Source organism: Cytophagaceae bacterium, assembly GCA_016722655.1.
GTDB lineage: Bacteria > Bacteroidota > Bacteroidia > Cytophagales > Spirosomataceae > Leadbetterella.
In genome coordinates, this window is record JADKIR010000004.1 from 2,892,144 (window position 1) to 2,911,577 (window position 19,434).

17 protein-coding genes are annotated in these 19,434 nt (G+C 35.5%); 10 read left to right on the top strand and 7 right to left on the bottom strand.

Annotated features, from left to right (window positions below; translation table 11 throughout):
- Positions 1-6 precede the first annotated feature (6 nt).
- From IPP61_13095 to IPP61_13105, 3 genes are all read right to left on the bottom strand, one after another.
- Positions 7-4,371, bottom strand: a complete 4,365-nt coding sequence (locus IPP61_13095; GenBank protein ID MBL0326095.1) for a CusA/CzcA family heavy metal efflux RND transporter — start codon at positions 4,369-4,371, stop codon at positions 7-9.
- 143 nt (positions 4,372-4,514) lie between these two features.
- Positions 4,515-4,826: a hypothetical protein gene (locus tag IPP61_13100; GenBank protein MBL0326096.1), complete on the bottom strand. Its 312-nt coding sequence runs from the start codon at positions 4,824-4,826 to the stop codon at positions 4,515-4,517.
- A gap of 75 nt (positions 4,827-4,901) precedes the next feature.
- The gene (locus IPP61_13105; protein ID MBL0326097.1) at positions 4,902-5,207 is read right to left on the bottom strand and encodes a hypothetical protein; all 306 of its coding nucleotides are present in this window, start codon (positions 5,205-5,207) and stop codon (positions 4,902-4,904) included.
- A gap of 1,165 nt (positions 5,208-6,372) precedes the next feature.
- On the opposite strand from IPP61_13105, the gene IPP61_13110 reads away from it, so the two are divergent.
- The 3 genes from IPP61_13110 to IPP61_13120 are packed head-to-tail and all read left to right on the top strand — an operon-like array spanning position 6,373 to position 9,544.
- A complete protein-coding gene (locus IPP61_13110) occupies positions 6,373-7,797 on the top strand; it encodes a hypothetical protein (GenBank protein ID MBL0326098.1) in 1,425 nt (474 codons plus the stop codon).
- Positions 7,798-7,805: 8 nt separating this feature from the next.
- Positions 7,806-8,171 carry a hypothetical protein gene (locus IPP61_13115; protein MBL0326099.1) on the top strand — a complete coding sequence of 122 codons (366 nt, stop codon included), beginning with the start codon at positions 7,806-7,808 and terminating at the stop codon, positions 8,169-8,171.
- 14 nt (positions 8,172-8,185) lie between these two features.
- Positions 8,186-9,544, top strand: coding sequence for a hypothetical protein (locus tag IPP61_13120; GenBank protein ID MBL0326100.1), 1,359 nt, complete (start codon positions 8,186-8,188; stop codon positions 9,542-9,544).
- Between the two features lie 310 nt (positions 9,545-9,854).
- Here the strand turns inward: IPP61_13120 and IPP61_13125 are convergent, their stop codons facing one another.
- The gene (locus tag IPP61_13125) at positions 9,855-11,393 is read right to left on the bottom strand and encodes a hypothetical protein (GenBank protein ID MBL0326101.1); all 1,539 of its coding nucleotides are present in this window, start codon (positions 11,391-11,393) and stop codon (positions 9,855-9,857) included.
- 464 nt (positions 11,394-11,857) lie between these two features.
- Here IPP61_13125 and IPP61_13130 point away from each other — a divergent pair, with 464 nt between their 5' ends.
- Positions 11,858-12,691 carry a prenyltransferase gene (locus tag IPP61_13130; GenBank protein ID MBL0326102.1) on the top strand — a complete coding sequence of 278 codons (834 nt, stop codon included), beginning with the start codon at positions 11,858-11,860 and terminating at the stop codon, positions 12,689-12,691.
- The gene (locus IPP61_13135) at positions 12,688-13,194 is read left to right on the top strand and encodes a GNAT family N-acetyltransferase (GenBank protein ID MBL0326103.1); all 507 of its coding nucleotides are present in this window, start codon (positions 12,688-12,690) and stop codon (positions 13,192-13,194) included. The genes IPP61_13130 and IPP61_13135 overlap by 4 nt, the downstream gene beginning before the upstream one ends.
- A gap of 274 nt (positions 13,195-13,468) precedes the next feature.
- Here the strand turns inward: IPP61_13135 and IPP61_13140 are convergent, their stop codons facing one another.
- The 3 genes from IPP61_13140 to IPP61_13150 form a co-directional block, all read right to left on the bottom strand.
- Positions 13,469-14,422: an aldo/keto reductase gene (locus IPP61_13140; GenBank protein ID MBL0326104.1), complete on the bottom strand. Its 954-nt coding sequence runs from the start codon at positions 14,420-14,422 to the stop codon at positions 13,469-13,471.
- 111 nt (positions 14,423-14,533) lie between these two features.
- Complete coding sequence (locus IPP61_13145; GenBank protein MBL0326105.1) at positions 14,534-15,007, bottom strand: DNA starvation/stationary phase protection protein; 474 nt, start codon at positions 15,005-15,007, stop codon at positions 14,534-14,536.
- 84 nt (positions 15,008-15,091) lie between these two features.
- Positions 15,092-16,057, bottom strand: coding sequence for a calcium/sodium antiporter (locus IPP61_13150; GenBank protein ID MBL0326106.1), 966 nt, complete (start codon positions 16,055-16,057; stop codon positions 15,092-15,094).
- 193 nt (positions 16,058-16,250) lie between these two features.
- On the opposite strand from IPP61_13150, the gene IPP61_13155 reads away from it, so the two are divergent.
- Genes IPP61_13155 through IPP61_13175 form a run of 5 tightly spaced genes read left to right on the top strand, consistent with a single transcriptional unit; the run spans position 16,251 to position 19,342 of the window.
- Positions 16,251-16,610, top strand: coding sequence for a DUF1801 domain-containing protein (locus IPP61_13155; GenBank protein ID MBL0326107.1), 360 nt, complete (start codon positions 16,251-16,253; stop codon positions 16,608-16,610).
- A 51-nt stretch (positions 16,611-16,661) separates the two neighbouring features.
- Positions 16,662-17,288, top strand: coding sequence for a class I SAM-dependent methyltransferase (locus IPP61_13160; protein MBL0326108.1), 627 nt, complete (start codon positions 16,662-16,664; stop codon positions 17,286-17,288).
- Positions 17,288-18,154 carry an SDR family oxidoreductase gene (locus IPP61_13165; protein MBL0326109.1) on the top strand — a complete coding sequence of 289 codons (867 nt, stop codon included), beginning with the start codon at positions 17,288-17,290 and terminating at the stop codon, positions 18,152-18,154. Before IPP61_13160 ends, IPP61_13165 begins: the two co-directional genes overlap by 1 nt.
- 6 nt (positions 18,155-18,160) lie before the next feature.
- The gene (locus IPP61_13170; protein MBL0326110.1) at positions 18,161-18,976 is read left to right on the top strand and encodes an alpha/beta hydrolase; all 816 of its coding nucleotides are present in this window, start codon (positions 18,161-18,163) and stop codon (positions 18,974-18,976) included.
- Positions 18,977-18,982: 6 nt separating this feature from the next.
- Complete coding sequence (locus IPP61_13175; protein ID MBL0326111.1) at positions 18,983-19,342, top strand: VOC family protein; 360 nt, start codon at positions 18,983-18,985, stop codon at positions 19,340-19,342.
- The last annotated feature ends 92 nt before the right edge of the window (positions 19,343-19,434 follow it).

Sequence of the window (19,434 nt, forward strand, 5' to 3'; positions counted from 1 at the left end):
GAAATATTATTTATTGATTATTGAATTTATATTGATTACTGTTTGATTTATTTGCTGTATTGATTGCAAGTATTTTAGTTGAATATCAGTAGCTGTTTGTAAAGCATATAAATATTCTACATAACTTACATCTCCTGTTTTATAGCCCAATTGTGCTGATTTTACAATTTCTTCTGCATTGGGTAAAGCATTTGATTTATAATAATTGTATTGCGTTACATCTTGCTCATATTGTGTCATCGCATTTTGCAGTTGTGATTGTAGTTGTTTTTTTTCATATTCTGCTCGTTGCTCTAAACTTTGCTTTTGATATTCTAAGCTCTTAATTTTTGCTTTTGTTGCACCATAAGTTAAAGGAATAGCAATACCAATATTCACAACATTAAATCTATTACCTGCACCAAAATATTTATCTGCACCATTGATAGTTTGAAAACCAATTAAGGATTGATTGGAATAGCCAATTTTAAAATCGGGTAAGCCTTGTGCCTTTTCTACTTTTTTTGTTTGTTCGGCTATTTGCATATTTTGATATAGCGATTGCAACATTGGGTGATTGGCTATTGCATTGGTATCAATTAAATTATTAACAGTTAAGGGTACATAGTTTGCATTTGTAATAAGTACAATACTATCATTTGTATTTAATAATGCTTTTAAACTTTGGTAGGCATTTATTAGATATACTTGGTTTTGTTGTGTCAATAAATTGATTTCGCCTTGTTTTGTTAGGGCTGTATTAATTTCAATTTTTTTGGTATCGCCTGTTTTATATCGCAAATTGGCTACTCGTAAGAACTCGATATACAAACTATCCAAACTTTGTAGTTTTTGTTTGTTGAATTGCAAGTATTCTATTTGGTAATATAAACTGCGAACTTGATTTTTGATTTCATAAATACTCAATTGCTGTTGTAGTTGTTTTGCTTTAACTTCTGCATTAATCAATTCTTTCTTTGCACCAAATAATGTAGGAAACGGTATTGTTTGAGAAAGTTGAAAAGCATTGTCAAACTTGATACTATTGTACTGACCAAGTTGCATATTGAAATCCATTTTAGGTAATTCATTGGCAGTTTTTTTCAGACTTTCTGTTGCTTTTATTTCCAAATCATTAGCCTTAATAGATTGATTGTTTTGAATTGCAATATTTATTGCTTGGTCTATTGAACTAATATTTACCGTTTGAGCATTTACATTTATTGTTGAACATAAGAACAATAAAATAGTGGCTGTTACAACTGGTTTCACTTTTGGTTTTCTTTTTAAATTAATTTTTGAATTAAATATTATGTATAGTAGTGGCAGTACAAATAGTGTAAGGAAAGTGGCTGTAAGTAAACCTCCAATTACAACTGTGGCTAATGGTTTTTGCACTTCTGCCCCTGCACTTCTGCTTAATGCCATTGGTAAAAAACCTAAGCTGGCAACTGTGGCTGTCATTAATACTGGTCTTAATCTTATTTTTGTGCCTTCAATTACTCTTTTAATTATGTCTGTCCAACCTTCTTTTTCTAATTGATTGAAAGTACCAATTAATACGATACCATTTAATACTGCTACACCAAATAAGGCAATAAAACCAATACCTGCACTTATACTAAATGGCATACCACGAAGCAATAAAGCAAAAATACCACCTATGGCACTCATAGGTATGGCTGTAAATATTAAACTTGCTTGTTTGAAAGAACGGAATGTAAAATAAAGCAACATAAAAATTAATAGTAGTGATACTGGCACTGCTATCAATAAACGCTTACTTGCTTTTTGTAAATTTTCAAATGTACCACCATAGGTAAAATAATATCCCGAAGGCAAAGTAATTTGTGTATTCAGTTTTTGTTGTATTTCCTCCACTACACTTTGTACATCTCTGTCTTTTACATTAAACCCTACTACAATTCTTCGTTTACCCGCCTCTCTGCTTATTTGTGCAGGACCTAATTTGTAAGCAATATTAGCTACTTGTGAAAGTGGAATTTGAGAGCCTGAACTGGTTGGTATCATCAAATTATTTACATCTTCAATACTTCTTCGGTAGGTGCTATCTAATCGAACAACTAAGTCAAACTTTCTTTCGTTTTCAAAAACAACACCTGTACTTTTGCCTGCAAAGGCTGTGCTTACTATATCGTTTACATCTTGAATAGTTAGTCCATAATTGGCAATGCGTAATCTATCGTATTCAATATTTATTTGTGGTAATCCATTAACTCTTTCTATTTGTGGGGCTGAAGCACCTTGTACAGATTGTATAACTTGACTTACTTTAGTTGCATAAGTTGATAGGGTGTCCATATTTTCGCCAAATATTTTTACCGCTACATCTTGCCTAATACCTGTCATCAATTCATTAAAACGCATTTGTATGGGTTGGTTTTTTTCAAAAAATATACCTGGTATGGCTTCTAATTTTTCGTAAATTTCATCGGCTAATTCATCGTATGTTTTATTCGATTTCCATTCATTTTGTGGCTTTAGAATAATCATCATATCTGTAGCTTCGGGTGGCATTGGGTCTGTTGGTACTTCGGCACTACCTGTTTTGCCAACTACCATTTTTACTTCATCAAATTTTTTAATAATTCTACTGGCTTGCATAGAAGTTTCGATACTTTGGTTTAAGGAACTGCCTTGTGGAAGTATGCAATGAAATGCAAAATCTCCTTCGGCAAGTGTAGGTATAAATTCGCCACCCATACGACTAAAAACAAACAATGCAATTACAAAAAGTGCAACTGTAATGCCTACAAGCCAATATTTTAGTTGAATAGCACTTTGTAACAATGGTTGGTATATTCTTTGTAAATAATCCATCATTTTATCGCTAAATGTTTTTTTGTGATTGATTGTTTTTGGTAAAAACAAAGCACACATCATCGGAATATAGGTAAGCGATAAAATTAAAGCTCCGAATATGGCAAAGCCAACTGTCATTGCCATAGGGCTAAACATTTTGCCTTCTATGCCAATTAAGGTTAAAATAGGTATATAGACTATTAAGATTATTATTTCACCAAAAGTGGCACTACTCCTAATTTTAGAGGCAGATTGAAACACTTCATCATCCATTTCGGTTTGAGATAATTTGCCTATTGTTTTGCGTAATCCTAAATGGTGTAAGGTGGCTTCCACAATAATTACTGCACCGTCTACAATCAATCCAAAATCTATTGCACCTAAACTCATTAAATTGGCACTTACTCCAAACACATTCATTAAGCCCAATGCAAAAAGCATTGATAGTGGAATAGCTGAAGCTACAATAAGACCTGCTCTAAAGTTTCCTAAGAACAATACCAATACAAAGATTACAATTAGAGCACCTTCTATTAAGTTTTTTTCTACCGTACTCATTGCCCTTTTTACTAAGTCTGTTCTATCTAAATAAGGCTCTATAACAATATCACTCGGTAAAGATTTTTGAATGGTTGGCAGTTTTTCTTTTATTCTATTTACGACATTGCTACTATTTTCGCCTTTGAGCATCATTACTATACCGCCTACTGCATCTACTTCACCATTAAAAGTCATAGCACCATAACGAGTGGCAAATCCAAACTTTACTTCGGCTACATCTTTTATAAAAATAGGAATTCCACCTGTGCTTTTTACAGCAATATTTTTCACATCTTCTATTGAAGTAACTAAGCCCACGCCACGAATAAAGTAGGCATTGGGTTTCTTATCAATGTAGGCACCGCCTGTGTTTTGATTATTTTTTTCCAACGCTGTAAAAATTTCTGGAATGCTAACACCCATTGCTTTTAAACGATTGGGATTTATTGATACTTCGTATTGTTTCAATTCTCCACCAAAGCTATTTACTTCTGCAATGCCGGGTGTGCCATTGAGTTGTCTTGCTACTATCCAATCTTGCATAGTGCGTAAGTCCTTAGCATTGTACTTGCTTTCATTACCTTTTGTAGGGTGAATGATATACTGATAGACTTCGCCTAGTCCTGTACTAACTGGTGCTAATTCGGGTGTGCCTATGCCATTTGGTATTTTTTCTTGGGCTTCTTTTAGTTTTTCGTTTATTAACTGACGAGCAAAATATATATCTACTTCGTCTTTAAAAACAACGGTAATTACCGATAATCCGAACCTTGAAATACTTCTTACTTCTTCTATATGTGGAATATTAGCAAGGCTTTGTTCTATTGGGAATGTAACTAACTGCTCTACTTCTTGCCCTGCCAAAGTAGGACAACTTGTAAATATTTGCACCTGATTATTGGTAATATCGGGTACGGCATCTACTGATAGTTTGGTAGCACTCCAAACTCCCCATATAATGAGTAGCAAGGTCATAATGCCTATGACTATCTTGTTTTTTATACTGAATTTTATGATTTTATCTAACACTATATTTTATGATTAATTATTAATGAATGATAGTAGTTTGCTATAAGGCAAATACTAATGAATAAACATTAATGATTAAGATTGCACAAAGCAATTCCACAATAAAAAGGAATGGAAATAGTGTACCTACTATTCGTTAATCATTAACAAGTAGTATGTATTTTTGGCGGTTGCCAAATGTTTCCGTAGAAGTTAGAAATAAAAGAGAAATTTCGTATTGAAACTTTTTGAGAAAAAGAAAACTGTGTAGGGTTTTTGATTTGAAACGGTTTGAAATCTAAAGCTATCACATTTGCACTACAACAAGAACAGGTACAAAAAGGACTGCAATTATCGTCTTGGTCTTGCTGGTGGTCGTGATTTTGAGTAAGCTCCGTTGTTGCCTTCTTATCATTGCAATTATTATGCACATCGCTACAAGGCACTACCGAAAGCACCAAAATGTAGAAAGCCATAAAATATGCAAATATTTTCATTGGGGCAAAGATAATATAATGAAATGATTTTATCAATAAAGTCTTTTAATAAAATTACATAGTAAATAACATATTTCTTGGGGTGGTGGGTGGGCTTGGGTGTGTTGGGGTAAAATTAAATGTGGTGCAAAAGCGTTGGTTTTGTGCGTTGGATTGCACCTCTTTTAATTTTACGAAGCGTTGGCTTTCTGTTCTTTGTTTTGTCTGTCTGTTCATTGTTGTACGGCATCTTTTGGCATTGGGCATAACATTAGTATAGATCCAATTATCACACATAGTTGCGTCTATATCGTTATTAAGGTTAATTGATATTTTTTGTTTAAACAGTTTATTTTCAAATACATATCTGTGTATAATCATTTGTTGTCGGCTATTAAAACTATACGGCAGACTGTGTAGTCTTAAATATTTACGAATCTATTAAAACGATACTATTTTTCCAATCATACGCTTAGGTATTTTTATTATGTGGTATTAAAAGGATTGGTTTTGAATGTATTAAGGGTAATTGATTATTCTATCCCTGTACTTTTAAAACCTAAAAGGGAGGATGTTTGATCCGCATCGGCCTTAAACGTTACATAAGCAGGCCCGGAAGGTAAGAATTGAAACTTGAAACAACAGAGTAGGGGAGTGTAAACCAAGCGATGAAAGAGACTTCAAGGTTTTAAGATTCTATTATTAGTCTGTAGGACTGCTATCCGAAAATTCCGGCAATCATCCCTTCTGAGCATGGCTTTAAGGCCATTTTTTAATCTGATGGGCTAAAGGTGAAATCATTTTACACTTTGGTAAATCAAGTAATCCAAAGTGTATATAAGATTTACACTTTTGTAAATCAAGTAATCCAAAGTGTAAATAAGATTTGCACTTTTGTAAATCAAGAAATCCAAAGTGTATATAAGATTTACACTTTTGTAAATCAAGTAATCCAAAGTGTATATAAGATTTACACTTTTGTAAATCAAGTAATCCAAAGTGTTTATAAGATTTACACATTGGTAAATCAAGTAAAATATATGTTGAATAAGATTTGGTGTATGTTGAATCAAGTAAAATATATGTTGAATAAGATTTGGCGTATGTTGAATCAAGTAAAATATATGTTGAATAAGATTTGGCCTATGTTGAATCAAGTTCTGATAATAATATAGTTAATCTCGATTCTAATGTCTGGCTTCGGTAATTATATCCGGCCATTTGATAGAATAAAACTCAGAAATTCAAAATGCAGGAAAATATTTTTTAAAGTATCAAAAAAGGACTGCAACTTACCCTTCAATATTAAAACGTCGGTGTTTGAAAAGGAATATTTATTCTAATAATAACTCATCCTTTTATCCCATACAATTTCCAATTTTCAGACCAGGAATAATTTCCAGAGATTTTTATTTAAACGCAATTTTCCAAACGAGGTACCGAATAATAAAAGTGGGTGGTCTTCTTTTAATTATCAGTTTTTTATTGTAGATATTTGAAGGGTCAAAGAGAAAAGATTCATGTTGCATTTAAACACTATTTTTATATGCCAAAGCTTTTATTAGGAATCCTTTTTAGCCTATTTAGTTTTACTGCAATTGCACAAAATCCAGTGCGGTTAGATTTTAGTACGGAATCATTTTTGGATAAACTACCATTTGATGTTTCATTTGACATTTCCGGGAGTCTTCCAAAAGACCTCGATATAAAAGGGATAAGTTTAATATGTGTGCCAAAAGTGCCAAATGCTGATTTGAACTATTTTAAATCTTGTCAAAAATCGAATATTACTTGTTATTTAAAGTCTGAAAAAAAGGAGTTTCTTTGTAAGGATGTGAGGCCTTTACGCCCAAATACAGTTTATAATTTTAAATTTAATATTGAAGAGAAAAAGGCACTCCCTGATCAAAGCATCCAAGTAATTAAAAATATTATATTTAAGGCTTTAGAAGACCCTCGAAATTTTGATTCCTCCAAATACAAAGCAACAAATATTGCCATAAACAATGAAATAAGAAAATGCTTCCCTAATGTCCGTTTAATTGGTGAATTAGAAGTTTTTAGTGGTGAATTGGAAGATTTCTCAAATACATATATGACAGTTTCTAATGAATCGAACATATATAAAGATTTTCTAAAAAACAAAATTAAAAACATAAATGATAATTTAACCTATGTTTTAAAAAATGATTTAATAATTGAGTCATTTATCAAGGATGGGAAAACGGAAAAAGATCTAAAAATAAATGATAATCAATTAACAACTGAAAAAATAAGTCTTTTAAGGGAATTTGTAAAAGAATTTAAGAATCTAAAAAAGGACAATAAAATATTATTAAATGAAACAGAAATCAATTACTTAGATGGTGTAAATTCCGCGATTGATGCATATTTGGAATTCGAAATAGCTAAAGAAAAGAACGAAAAAATAATTGTTGAATTAAAAAATTCACCTCTCCTTTTAAAGGAGATTTTAATATTAAAAATTATAGATATAACTGGACTAGCTGATATTGATATTGAAACCGAGAACTCTCCTTACTTAACCTATGAATCGGGTATCGGTGCCAGATTTAGCAGTAATTTTAATAATTTGATCAGATATGGAGCTGTAAATATTTCTTTTTATCCTATTAATCCAAAAGCAAAACTTGACGATTTTAAACTCAAACCGCGGCTTTTAAAATCATTAAGTTTGCAGGTAGGTTTATCGAAATTCCTTTTATCAGATGATAATCCAAGAATTGTCCCCTATAAACTATTTGGAGACATTGAAAGGAATTTGATCTTTGGCTTCGGGTTTAGACCACACCGGCTTTTCAGGATAAATTATAGCGGTGTATTATATCGGCTTAAAGATAAAAATCCAATTTTAAGTAATACAGATTTAAAAGTCGTCCCATATCTGAATTTCTCCGTTAGCATTCCTCTTAAAGGTATTTCAGGTAAAATTACAGGTTTAATAAACTAATTAAAATTATGCCAGCAGTTACTCCTTATTTAATTCAAAAAACTCCGGACATCCTTCAGTTTTATGGAGTCATAAGTGAAGAATGCTTTATCGATATTCAGTTATCGGTTAACCCCACAATGCATCCCCCGGTTGATGTAGTACTCGAATTCGAAATCGTACCCCCAAGTCACTTTATGTTTAGTAATAACAGAACCAGATTTAATGTTCAATGTTTAGGTGTAACTCATAATTATAGGGTAAGAAGAGCTTTCAAAATAAAAAAGCGGGTTGTTTTTGAGGGAAGGCCTAATTTGATTTTAAATGTTAATGTATTAACAATGGATGGTGAATTATTAGGTAGATGCACAACAAATGCCTGGCAATATATTTAAATAACAATTTTAAAATGAAAAGAATATATTTTTTAATATTACTTACTTTACTATCATGCGATATTGAATCATTAGACGAAGGGTTCGATGTATCGCCTGTTAATTTAAAAATTGAAGGTGTAGATAGTAAACCTGTTTTTTTTGCCGATGGTACTACAGTCATTACTTTGGTGGCTAATATAGACCCTAATGCAATATCAGATTATACCAATATTACATTCAAAAATATTACTGCTAATTCCGGTGAGTTTGAGGGCAAAGATAAAGATGGACAAAGGGTTGTTAAAACAGATGACAATGGGGTTGCTTCTGCCAAATGGAAAGTACCAAGTGTTCAGGGAATTTATTATGTAGCTGCCACAATTACAGGTAAAAATGGTAATTATTCCAAAGAAATCGCTATTGAAGTTAAAAATATCGACAAAGGATTAGAATTGCAGATTGATAGACCAAATCTGACCGACATACCTGCTGATGATACGCAAACATTAACATTTACAGGAAAAATAACCTCAAATCTGCCTGAAATATACAGAACTTTGGTTTTTGAATGCAGTGATGGTAAGTTTATCGGTGTAGGTGAGGATAAAAAAAGAGAAATTATAGTTAATGAAAAAGGAGAAGCAAAAGTTATTTGGAAAGTAGGAAGTGTAGCAGGGAAAAAATATGTAAATGTTTCTATAAAAGGTGTTGCAAACGCAAAACTTGAAAAGGAATTAGTACTTATTGCACCCTCACCATCATTTAAAATGATTCTAAAAGACAAAGGTTCAATTTTAGCAGATGATAAATCATTATTGAATATTCTTATTGACTCTGTGAGAAATATACCTTCAAATAAAATACAAATCTTAAAAAATGCTGGTGAGTTTTTAGACGCGGCAGGCTCACCTATTAAGAATGGTGAGATTAATATAGTGAATGGAAAAGCAAGTGTTTTCGTGAAAATGGGACAAAATGTAGAAACTTACTTTGTTAAAGGGCAAACAACTGATGGAACATTTTTTATTAACGAGACATTTACTCCCTTAAGAGCAAATGGAGAGGAAATATTTGCAGATGCAATACTCCAAAATACGGATATTAAAATCACTGCTTACCTTAAAAGAAGTTTTGGGAAAGTAAGTGTTGGAACGCCGGTAACTTTTAGAGCATATCAGCTCATAGACAATAAAGAAAAAGAGGTAGGAGTATTTCAAAATTTGGTAAATGCCGTTACAAATTCTGAAGAAAAAACAGGTGAAATTGTATTAAAGCAGAGTGATGATATTATTAAAACCTCACCTATTTATATTGTTGCATCTGCGAAAAATCAAAATGGAGAAAAGATTTCAACTAAACCAATTAGTTTTACATATCCAGTCAGTAAATAATTAAATATTAGTACACTCAGGAAAAGAAACAAGTTATGAAATAGTGTATCATTTTATTCCATCAATAAAATACCCGATGAATTAAATAATTCAGTTCAGAATTCCGGCAGATTAGATATTGATAAACTTTTCAACAAATCATTAGATATCTGCTTTCTATCGACATGAGGCGTAAATTACAACAAGAAATTTATTGTTATTTTACCTTTTTGAGATGTGATTAAAATATTAGTTCCAAACCAAAGCCCAGACCAACAAAGCTATACAGCTTCGCACCTTCACTCAACTGTCCTTTTATTTATCCCAAAATCTATTCGGCCAGTCGCAACACATAGCCATTGAGTGAATTATTGCTGCTTAGGATATTGCCGAAGTTGACCGTTTGAGAGAATACACCTCCGATATATATATTGGAACCGACAGAAATAATTCTGCCAGAATCGTATTCTGCACCACCGTAGCTTTGTAAAAACCCCGGTGCTCCGGCATTTGAATACTTAGCCACAAATATATCAGAGCCACCATTGGAGTTTACTGTCTTGAGACCATTCGATGTACTCAAATAATAATCGCCGGTTATGTATATGTTTCCGCTGGCATCAACTCCGATATCATTTGCTGTGTCGTTGGAACCCCCTCCAAAATTATCAGCAAACAAGATATTGAGGTTGCTGTTGAGCTTCACAAAAAAAGCATCATAATACCCATTCGATGTAAGGTTAAAATTTCCAATGGTAGCATCGAAATAAATTGAGCCACAGGCCCAAATATTGGCATTTGCATCTTGGGTCAATTTGCCGGCCATGTCGGTAGCTGCTCCACCAAAACCAATAGCAGCCAGGATTTGTCCGGAGGTATTGTATTTGGCCAGATAGATATTCGTATTTTCGGTCCCGGCATTCAGTACAATGTCATTTCCAAAATTGGTAGAATTGGAAAAAGTACCCAGAGCTATCAAATCTGTTCCTGACATCATCAGGTCTTTTACCCTTTGAGCTTCAGCTCCCTGAACGCCTTTTGCCCAAATCAATGTACCCGAGGCATCCAGCTTGGCAAAGAATCCGTCTTCACCGCCTAATGAATTTATGGTAATATTGGTATTGCCAAAAAATGTAATAGAACCCAAAAAATATCCTCCAAAATATACATTTCCGGCTGCATCGGTTTCAATGGTATTGCTTACATCAAGTCCGGTGCCTCCTGCAAATTTCGCCCATAATACATTGCCACTGGGGTCGTATTTGGTTACAAACACATCACATGCACCCGAGTAGGGGAGTATGGTGTTGCCAAAAGTGATGGCATCAAAATAATAACCCGTAATCAGTACATTTCCGCTTGGATCCAGACATACATCCAATGCAATGTCACCTGCACGGCTTCCGGCTACCCTTACCCACTGGAATACTCCGGCGGAGGTGTATTTGGCCAAAAAGACATCATTATCACCGGTAGAAATGTAATTGGTATTGCCGAATACTGCGGTGCCATTGAAATTACCGGTTACGTAAATATTCCCGCTGGCGTCTTTAACCATTCCATTAACCGACAAGGAGGCATTGCTGGTCAGCTGCCATGCAAATCCTGAAACTTGCCCTATGTCCTGAGTGGTAATCAACTGTAGCCATTTGGTGCCATTGAAAACTCTGAGACAATTGAAGGTCAGGTCATAAGCCATGTCGCCGGCTTGCGGAGCAGGAAGTGCCAATATTTGATCGTACGATATTCTTGGATAGCTGGCAGCAGGTGCGGGAGTGATACCCGTAGGTAAAATACTTACATTTTGAGCTGTAATAGTAATAGAAAGCAGGCAAAAAATTAACGTGTGTAAAATTGATTTAAATTTCATTTTGAAGGGAATTTAAATTGAGATTATATTTTAATTCAAAGCTATTGGTTTTATTGAAAAATTATTCTCACATATCCAAAAATGTTTATCCAATAATGAAAGGGAATGCTTAAAAATCATCGTTTTTCATTTACAGCTACCTATTACCATATTTTTGATTTCTGTTGGAATTAGATTTGGTAAATATGATTGATTTTGTAGGAGTTACATTATTAGGATTTCCAACTCATGTTTGGTTTTTGATGATGTTTCTATGGAAGAAGTTTAGGCCAAAGACAGAATAAAAATAATTGAAAAAACCATAAATGCATGTTCCCAATTATGGCCTGTTCAACACACTTCGTTCTTTTAATATATTTAAGTTTTTCTTTGATATGGAAATCTGCCTAATCACAAAATACAGGCATTTTTAAGTGTCACTGAATTTATATTTTTCCTATATTTATACTTCATTATCATTTCGGATGAATACCGAATATTTACATTTTCAGACTGATTACGATTTGCTTTTGAGTAAAAAGCATCTTCAGGGCGATGATGTATGGACTACCCCTGATGGCAGACTGGGCAAGGGAAGTCCGTTTTCGGCGAGAGATGTGGCAATCCTGCTTTATGAGATGGGTGCTTCTCATGAAATGACCGTGGCTCTGGCCGAAAAGTATCTGGAGGGTTGGCGTCAATCGGGAGCCATACATACTAATCCGGGGGCTTTGGGTCCGATTTGTCTCATCATTGGAGCTGCCAGAGTATTATGTTATCTGGGGTATGTTCACGACGACCGGCTGCATATTACTATCAAATATTTACTTGAAAAACAGCATATAGATGGGGGCTGGAGATGTGCCGCCGTCAAAATGGGCCGAAAACCCGAATGGGACGCTTCCAACCCTGCTACTACACTTGAGGCCCTCGATGTATTTAGATTTACCGATCAGTTTCAGGAAAATACTGTTTTGGAAAAGGCGGTGAGTTTTTTACTTGACCATCACGACTATCGCTTGCCATTGGGCCCGTGTGCCTTTGGGCAGGGAAGTCTATTTCACAAAACCGAATTTCCTTTTTTCAGATATAATCTTTTCTACTATGTTTATGTGCTTTCATTTTACAGGAGTGCCAGAGATGATTCACGGTTTTTGGAGGCATTTGAAAAACTAAAATCGAAGATAGTATCCGATGAACTGGTGATAGAAAATCCCAACAGAGGTTTGAAAGAACTCTCATTTGGCAAAAAAGGTGAGTCTAATCCTTTGGCCAACCGGCGATATTTGGAAATAATTAAAAACATGAGAAATACATGATCGTAACCTTAAGAAGACTGGAGATGGCCGATGCTCCTGAAATAGCCCGGATGGTCAATAACCGCAAAATCTGGGACAATCTACGCGATTTTATCCCAAATCCTTATGGAGTGGCGGATGGTGAGTTTTTTGTGAATCTTACTCAAAAAGAAAACCCGCCACAGACTTTCGGCATTGTTTTCAACGAAACCGAGCTTTGTGGAGTCATGGGGCTGGTAATTCAGAAAGATGTCCACCGGTTTTCGGCTGAAATAGGATATTGGATAGGAGAGGAGTTTTGGGGCAAAGGAATTGGCACCAAAGCCATTAATCTTATGGTGGATTATGGGTTTAATGAATTGAGCCTCAACAGAATTTACTCCGGCGTGTTTGAATACAATCAGCCTTCCATGCGGATTCTTGAGAAATGCGGTTTTGTGAAAGAGGGTATTTTGAAAAAGGCGGTTTATAAAAACGGCAAATTCTGGGACGAGCACAGATACGCCCTTTTGAAACCGGAATAATAAAATCAAATCAATCGATTTTGGTTACACGAAGTTTCACAAAGGAGACACAAAGCTTCTCAAAGAGTATCCTCATTCTTTGTGTCTTTTGCGAATCTTTGTGTTTTTTGCGGTATAAAAATCATCAATCGAAAATCAACTAAATCTCGATGCGAGTTTTAAACATTAAGGTAGATTAAGGAATTAAGATCATTAAGCTCGTTCTTGGTAGCCTAAATCTTAGCCATAAAGAAAACTAAAATCTAAAATCGATAATCTGAAATCGAAAATCGATTTACTCATTCCAAAGATTTTCTAAGGTATAATCTGAGCCGGGCAGGCACCAGAAATTACCTTTGATGTAACGATTGTGCAGGTCAATCGCCGACAATCTTTGCATTTCTTCAGAGCTAAGAGTAATATCTGCTGCCTCGAGGTTTTCGATGAGTCTTTCTTTTCTCACCGATTTGGGTATTACGCTTACACCATAATTTACCGCCCATGCCAGCATCACCTGAGCAGGAGTGATTGCCTTTTCCTTTGCAATAGCGTTAATCACCTCATTATGAAAAAGGTTGGGGTCGCCGGGAGTGATTCTTGTGGCGGGTCGGTCGGCAGAACCCAGGGGAGCATAAGCAGTCAGAATGATTCCGTGCTCATCGGTATAGGCTTTCAAAGGCTTTTGCTGCATGAACGGGTGCATTTCGACCTGATCAACTTCCGGCTTTACTCCGGTATCTTTCCATATATCTGCGATTTTTTTTGCACTGAAATTTGAAACGCCAATATGTTTGCTTAAGCCGGCGGCTTTTATGTCAATCATCCCTTCCCAGGTTTCAGAGAGGGTAGTTTTAGTCAGACTAACCAGCTGGCTGCCATTTTCAGGGAAAGCGATATCATCCACTACCACCACCGGCCAATGGATAAGATATAAGTCCAGATATTCGCATTGTAAATCTTTCAGGGAAATATCAAATGCAGGCCTTACCTGCTCTTTCCGGTGTCGGTTGTTCCAGAGTTTTGAAGTGATCCAAAGGTCTTCCCGCTTTACATCGCCGGCTTTCAGGGCATCGGCAAATGCATCACCAATTTCTTTTTCGTTACCGTACAGATACGCACAGTCAAAATGGCGATAGCCCACTTCAATGGCAGCTCTAACGGCTTTATAAACTTCTCCTTTATCTGATTTCCAGGTGCCAAGACCCAGGGCGGGCATTTTATCTCCGTTTTCGAAGTCGAAATATTTCATTTTGTAATGGTTGAATTATTTTGTAAATTAAAATAGAAAATACTTATCCTGAAAAGGAATCGTATTTTCTACTTATTCTTTTATATACAGAACCTCGAAAAGGTTCCTTTGTTATTTTAAAAATGCCGAATACATCCACACCAGTTTTTCCTGTTCTCTTATATAATCACTCATAAGGGCGTTTGTGCCTTCGTCGTTGGCGTCGGCTGAGAGGTTGAGGAGCTCTCTTTGCTTAATTATCAATATTTTAAAAGCCTCCAGTATTTGGGCCACGGCTTTTACTCCGTCAGTTACCTTCGGACTTTCTTTTATCTCCGACACTTTCACATAAGAGCTGTAATTATGCTCCGGGGTATGTCCAAGTGTAAGAATTCTCTCTGCCAGTTCATCTATTTTTAAGAGGAGGTTATTGTACAGTTCCTCAAATTTCAGATGTAGTTCAAAAAATTTCTCACCTTTGATGTTCCAGTGATAGCCCCTTGTATTTTGATAAAAAACCGAATAATTGGCCTGAAGTTCACTGAGCTTTTCGGCAAGGTTTTCTGCCTTTTTTATTTCTAATCCTATCAAATTTAAATTTTCCATACTTATGCATTTATTTATGTTACAAATCTCAGAAATATAAATTCAAAGAAATAGGAACTATGTCACAAAAGGGTGTTCAGCTTTTCAAAATAAAAGATAAGCCAGATATGAAAAATAGATAATCAGCATTCCGATACCTTCCTTGCGATCAAGTGTATGCCTTTTGCCTATGTACATACCCACAAACATCACTAAACTGGCAAAAATAGTGAGAAGAATATCAATATTGGATGAAGAACTAAATGGCAACGGATGGATGATTGAACTTACCCCAAGAATCCAGAAAATATTAAAGATATTGGAACCGACCACGTTTCCTATCGCAATGTCAGTTTGTTTTTTGTAAGCTGCAACTGCCGAGGTGGCGAGTTCCGGAAGTGATGTGCCAATAGCAACTACAGTGAGTCCAATCACCGATTCGCTCATGCCCACCATCCTGGCCAGCACCACTGCTCCATCTACGATCCATTTTCCACCAATCACCAGTCCCGTCAATCCTAGTAATACAAAAAGAATGGATTTTTGATTGGAAAGTTCTTTGATTTCGCCTTCATTTTCGTCTGGTGCGTGGTCTCCTTTGGTTAAACCAATGGTGTAATACATAAATATGATGAAGAAAGCGATAAGAATCATGCCGTCACTTCGGGAAACCACAGAGGCACTTTCACCGTCAATCAACTTATCATTGGCCAAAAAGAACAAAACCAGTGCCGCCAGTAAACTGAAAGGTATTTCTTTAATTACCGTGTTTCGTTTGGCAGTTAATGGATATATGAGAGAAGAAATTCCTAAAATCAAAAGAACGTTGGCGATATTGCTGCCCAGTATATTGCCGATGGCGATTTCAGAATTTCCTGACAAGGATGCGAATATGTTTACGACCAGCTCAGGCATTGAAGTACCAAAAGCAACGATAGTCAAACCAATTACAATGGGCGAAATATTATATTTTTTGGCAATAGAGGAAGCACCGTCAACGAGGAAATCTGCACCTTTTATTAAAAACAGGAAACCAACAAAGAATAAAATCAGGACGATTGTTTGTGACATTTTGTATTACATTGAAATATAAAATTCAAAATTCGCTCTTATTTTTCAGAAAACAATTTCGGTTTTCCATAAAAAAATGTTTTTTTTGTTTCTGTATCCCAAAAGCCTTAATAGTAATGTTAAATCTTTTTTTTTAGGGAAAGTAAAAATGGATATTTTCGGAAATCATTCAATACTAAATACATAAGTTAAAATGGAAAAAAATATAATTTCGGTAGCTGATTATATAGCCCGGTTTCCGGTAGATGTTCAGGACAGACTGTACGCTATCAGGGATATAATTATTGAAAATTGCCCCGATGCGGCCGAATCCATGGCTTATGGGATGCCTGCCTATAAACTCAACAAAAAACCACTGGTATATTATGCGGCTTATGATAAGCACATTGGTTTTTACGCCACACCCAGCGGTCACGAACAGTTTAAAGAACGCTTGTCAAAATACAAACAAGGCAAAGGTTCTGTTCAGTTTCCCCTTGATGAAGAACTACCTTTTGATCTCATAATCGATATCGTGAAGTTTAGGGTGGAGGAAAATTCAAAAAAGAAATAACCTGAATTTCAAGGTGAATAATTGTGTTATTTACCAAATAACCATTTTAAAATGTCAAATGACCCCTGGACCCAGCGTTGGAATGAACGCTATGGACAATCGGAATATGCTTACGGTGAAGAACCTAATGAATTTCTTAAAGAAAAAATAGGAGCAATGTCTCCCGGAAACGCTCTGTTTCCTGCCGAAGGCGAGGGCCGGAATGGTGTATTTGCTGCAAAATTGGGATGGAAGGTCTCCGCTTTTGATTTGAGCGAAGAAGGAATGAAAAAAGCAATAAAATTAGCCGGGAAGCATTCTGTTTTCCTAGATTATCAGGTAGGAGAGCTTCAAAACCTGAATTATAAAAATGATAGTTTTGATTTAGTTGCATTGATTTTTGCTCATTTTCCGGCTGAAATTAAGTCTGAAATTCATCAATCACTTACCACATTACTTAAGAAAGGAGGCATTGTGATTTTTGAGGCTTTCAGTAAAAAGCATTTGGATTACCAGGCGAAAAATCCTGCGGTGGGAGGTCCGAGAGACCTAGGTTCCTTATTCTCATTGGAAGAAATTAAAAATGATTTTAATGATTTTGAGTTTTTAGAGTTAGAAGAAAAGGAAATAGAACTGTCTGAAGGGCAGTTTCATTCGGGTCTTGGATCGGTTATCAGATTTATCGGTAAGAAAAAATAATGAAAAAAGTCATACTGTTTGGTGCTAGCGGCCATGTGGGCAGAAAAGTAGCTGAAGAATTAGCCCGGCAGCATTTTGAGCTCACCGTGGTGATTCGTAACAATGCCAAAGCACATTACTTTAAAGACATTCAGGCAAAAATAGTTAATGCCGACGTTTTGAAACCCGATTCACTTCGTGGTATTTGCCATGGGCAGGATGTGGTGATTTCTACCCTGGGCAAAAGTGTATCACCCAATGACTGGAGTAAGCCTACTTTCAGACAAGTGGATTTGGAAGGAAACGTTAACATTCTGAACGAAGCCCAAAAAAGTGGCGTAAAAAAGTTTATTTATTTATCTGCTTTTCATGCCGAAAAATACCCAGACTTAAACTACTTCGCTGTTCATGAGCAGTTTTCCATGATTTTGATCAATTCAGGCATTGATTATTCGGTCATTAAACCGCCCGCCATATATTCTGCGTTTTTAGATATGATTGATCTGGCCTCTAAAGGTCGATTGGTCAGTATCGGTTCGGGTGAGTTTAAAACCAATCCCATATATGAAGGCGATCTGGCGAAAATAATCGTTGACAATATTCATCAAACAAATAGCATCGTTGAGGCGGGTGGGAAAAATATTTATTCCCGAATTCAAATGCTGGAAATAATTCAGCAAAATGTAAACCCTGCAAACAAAATCCAAAAATTGCCGCTCAAATTGGTGAAAATGGTGTTGCCGGTTTTGAGTATCATCAATAAAAATGCTTACGATAAATTTGCCTTTTTTTTAAAAGTAATGAATACCGATACCCTAGCCCCGCAAATAGGGGAGCAGAGTTTTGAGGAATACATTAAAGACAAAATCGCATTTGACCACAATTAATTTCCGATGAAAAACTTACTTTTTATTCTTTTATTTATTGCTGTGCAGTCATTTGCCCAGATAAATGGTATCAAAAAACCATTGAGTATTGGTGAAATAAATACCATCCATTCCGGGATTCTAAACGAAGACCGCACACTCAATATTTATCTTCCTCAAACCTACAACGACAGCACCCATTATCCGGTAATCTATCTTTTAGACGGCACCCTTAACGAAGATTTCATTCATATTGCCGGTTTGACCCAATTTTTCAATCTTATGTTTCAGATGCCTGATTGTATTGTGGTGGGCATTGCCAATGTGGACCGTAAACGTGATTTTACTTTTCATACCGAACTGAAAGACCTGAAGAAAAATTATCCGACCACAGGACATTCTGAAAAATTTATTGAATTCATTGAAAAAGAATTACAACCTTATATTTCAGAAAATTACCGTGTAAATGACACCCGGTATCTGATTGGTCAATCTCTGGGTGGCCTTTTGGCCTCTGAAATACTCCTGAAAAAGCCGCATCTTTTCAGTCATTACTTTATCATTAGCCCCAGTCTTTGGTGGGACAATGAAAGTTTGCTCAATGCCGCCCCCAAATTGCTCGCCGGCCAGCCTGATACGGAAAGATATGTGTATGTGTCAGTAGGAAAAGATGAAGACAAAATTATGCGTCGGGAAGCCGAGTCTCTTTTTCAGATTTTACAAAAATCAGCTAAAAAGAATCTCAAATCCGAATTTAATCTCATGCAAGGCGAAAACCATGCAACTGTACTTCACAGAAGTATCTATGAGGGTTTTTTGAGGCTTTTTCCGTATAAAAATTAAAATAATATGCTAGTTTCAGTACACCCAAAACTCCCGATGCGTGACAAAGCAATCACCCTCAATTACTACGTAAACCAATTGGGATTTACCGATATTGGCACGCAGGATTATCCCGAATATTTGATTTTAAAAAAAGATGAAATCGAAATTCATTTTTTCTTATTTATAGAATTGATTCCTAAGGAAAATTATGGAATGATATACATAAGGGTGAAAAACATTGAGGAGGTTTATGCCGGTTTTCTTTCCGGAAAAGTTGCGATACATCCCAATGGCCCATTGGAAAGCAAACCCTGGGGGATGAAAGAATTCTCATTGCTCGACCCGGATAACAATTTGTTGACATTTGGGGAGGTTTTGATTTAGGACTTTCATGGAAATTAAAGATTCGGGTTCCAATTTATATAAAAAATAAACTGGTCAATATTTGAAAAAACAGATATTTTCCTTAATTTTGC

Coding starts and splice junctions, on each gene's coding strand:
- IPP61_13160 (MBL0326108.1), top strand. CDS start 16,662: ATGTCAAATGACCCCTGGACCCAGCGTTGGAATGAACGCTATGGACAA.
- IPP61_13145 (MBL0326105.1), bottom strand. CDS start 15,007: ATGGAAAATTTAAATTTGATAGGATTAGAAATAAAAAAGGCAGAAAAC.
- IPP61_13170 (MBL0326110.1), top strand. CDS start 18,161: ATGAAAAACTTACTTTTTATTCTTTTATTTATTGCTGTGCAGTCATTT.
- IPP61_13150 (MBL0326106.1), bottom strand. CDS start 16,057: ATGTCACAAACAATCGTCCTGATTTTATTCTTTGTTGGTTTCCTGTTT.
- IPP61_13175 (MBL0326111.1), top strand. CDS start 18,983: ATGCTAGTTTCAGTACACCCAAAACTCCCGATGCGTGACAAAGCAATC.
- IPP61_13110 (MBL0326098.1), top strand. CDS start 6,373: ATGCCAAAGCTTTTATTAGGAATCCTTTTTAGCCTATTTAGTTTTACT.
- IPP61_13100 (MBL0326096.1), bottom strand. CDS start 4,826: ATGGCTTTCTACATTTTGGTGCTTTCGGTAGTGCCTTGTAGCGATGTG.
- IPP61_13135 (MBL0326103.1), top strand. CDS start 12,688: ATGATCGTAACCTTAAGAAGACTGGAGATGGCCGATGCTCCTGAAATA.
- IPP61_13165 (MBL0326109.1), top strand. CDS start 17,288: ATGAAAAAAGTCATACTGTTTGGTGCTAGCGGCCATGTGGGCAGAAAA.
- IPP61_13120 (MBL0326100.1), top strand. CDS start 8,186: ATGAAAAGAATATATTTTTTAATATTACTTACTTTACTATCATGCGAT.
- IPP61_13155 (MBL0326107.1), top strand. CDS start 16,251: ATGGAAAAAAATATAATTTCGGTAGCTGATTATATAGCCCGGTTTCCG.
- IPP61_13105 (MBL0326097.1), bottom strand. CDS start 5,207: ATGATTATACACAGATATGTATTTGAAAATAAACTGTTTAAACAAAAA.
- IPP61_13115 (MBL0326099.1), top strand. CDS start 7,806: ATGCCAGCAGTTACTCCTTATTTAATTCAAAAAACTCCGGACATCCTT.
- IPP61_13125 (MBL0326101.1), bottom strand. CDS start 11,393: ATGAAATTTAAATCAATTTTACACACGTTAATTTTTTGCCTGCTTTCT.
- IPP61_13140 (MBL0326104.1), bottom strand. CDS start 14,422: ATGAAATATTTCGACTTCGAAAACGGAGATAAAATGCCCGCCCTGGGT.
- IPP61_13130 (MBL0326102.1), top strand. CDS start 11,858: ATGAATACCGAATATTTACATTTTCAGACTGATTACGATTTGCTTTTG.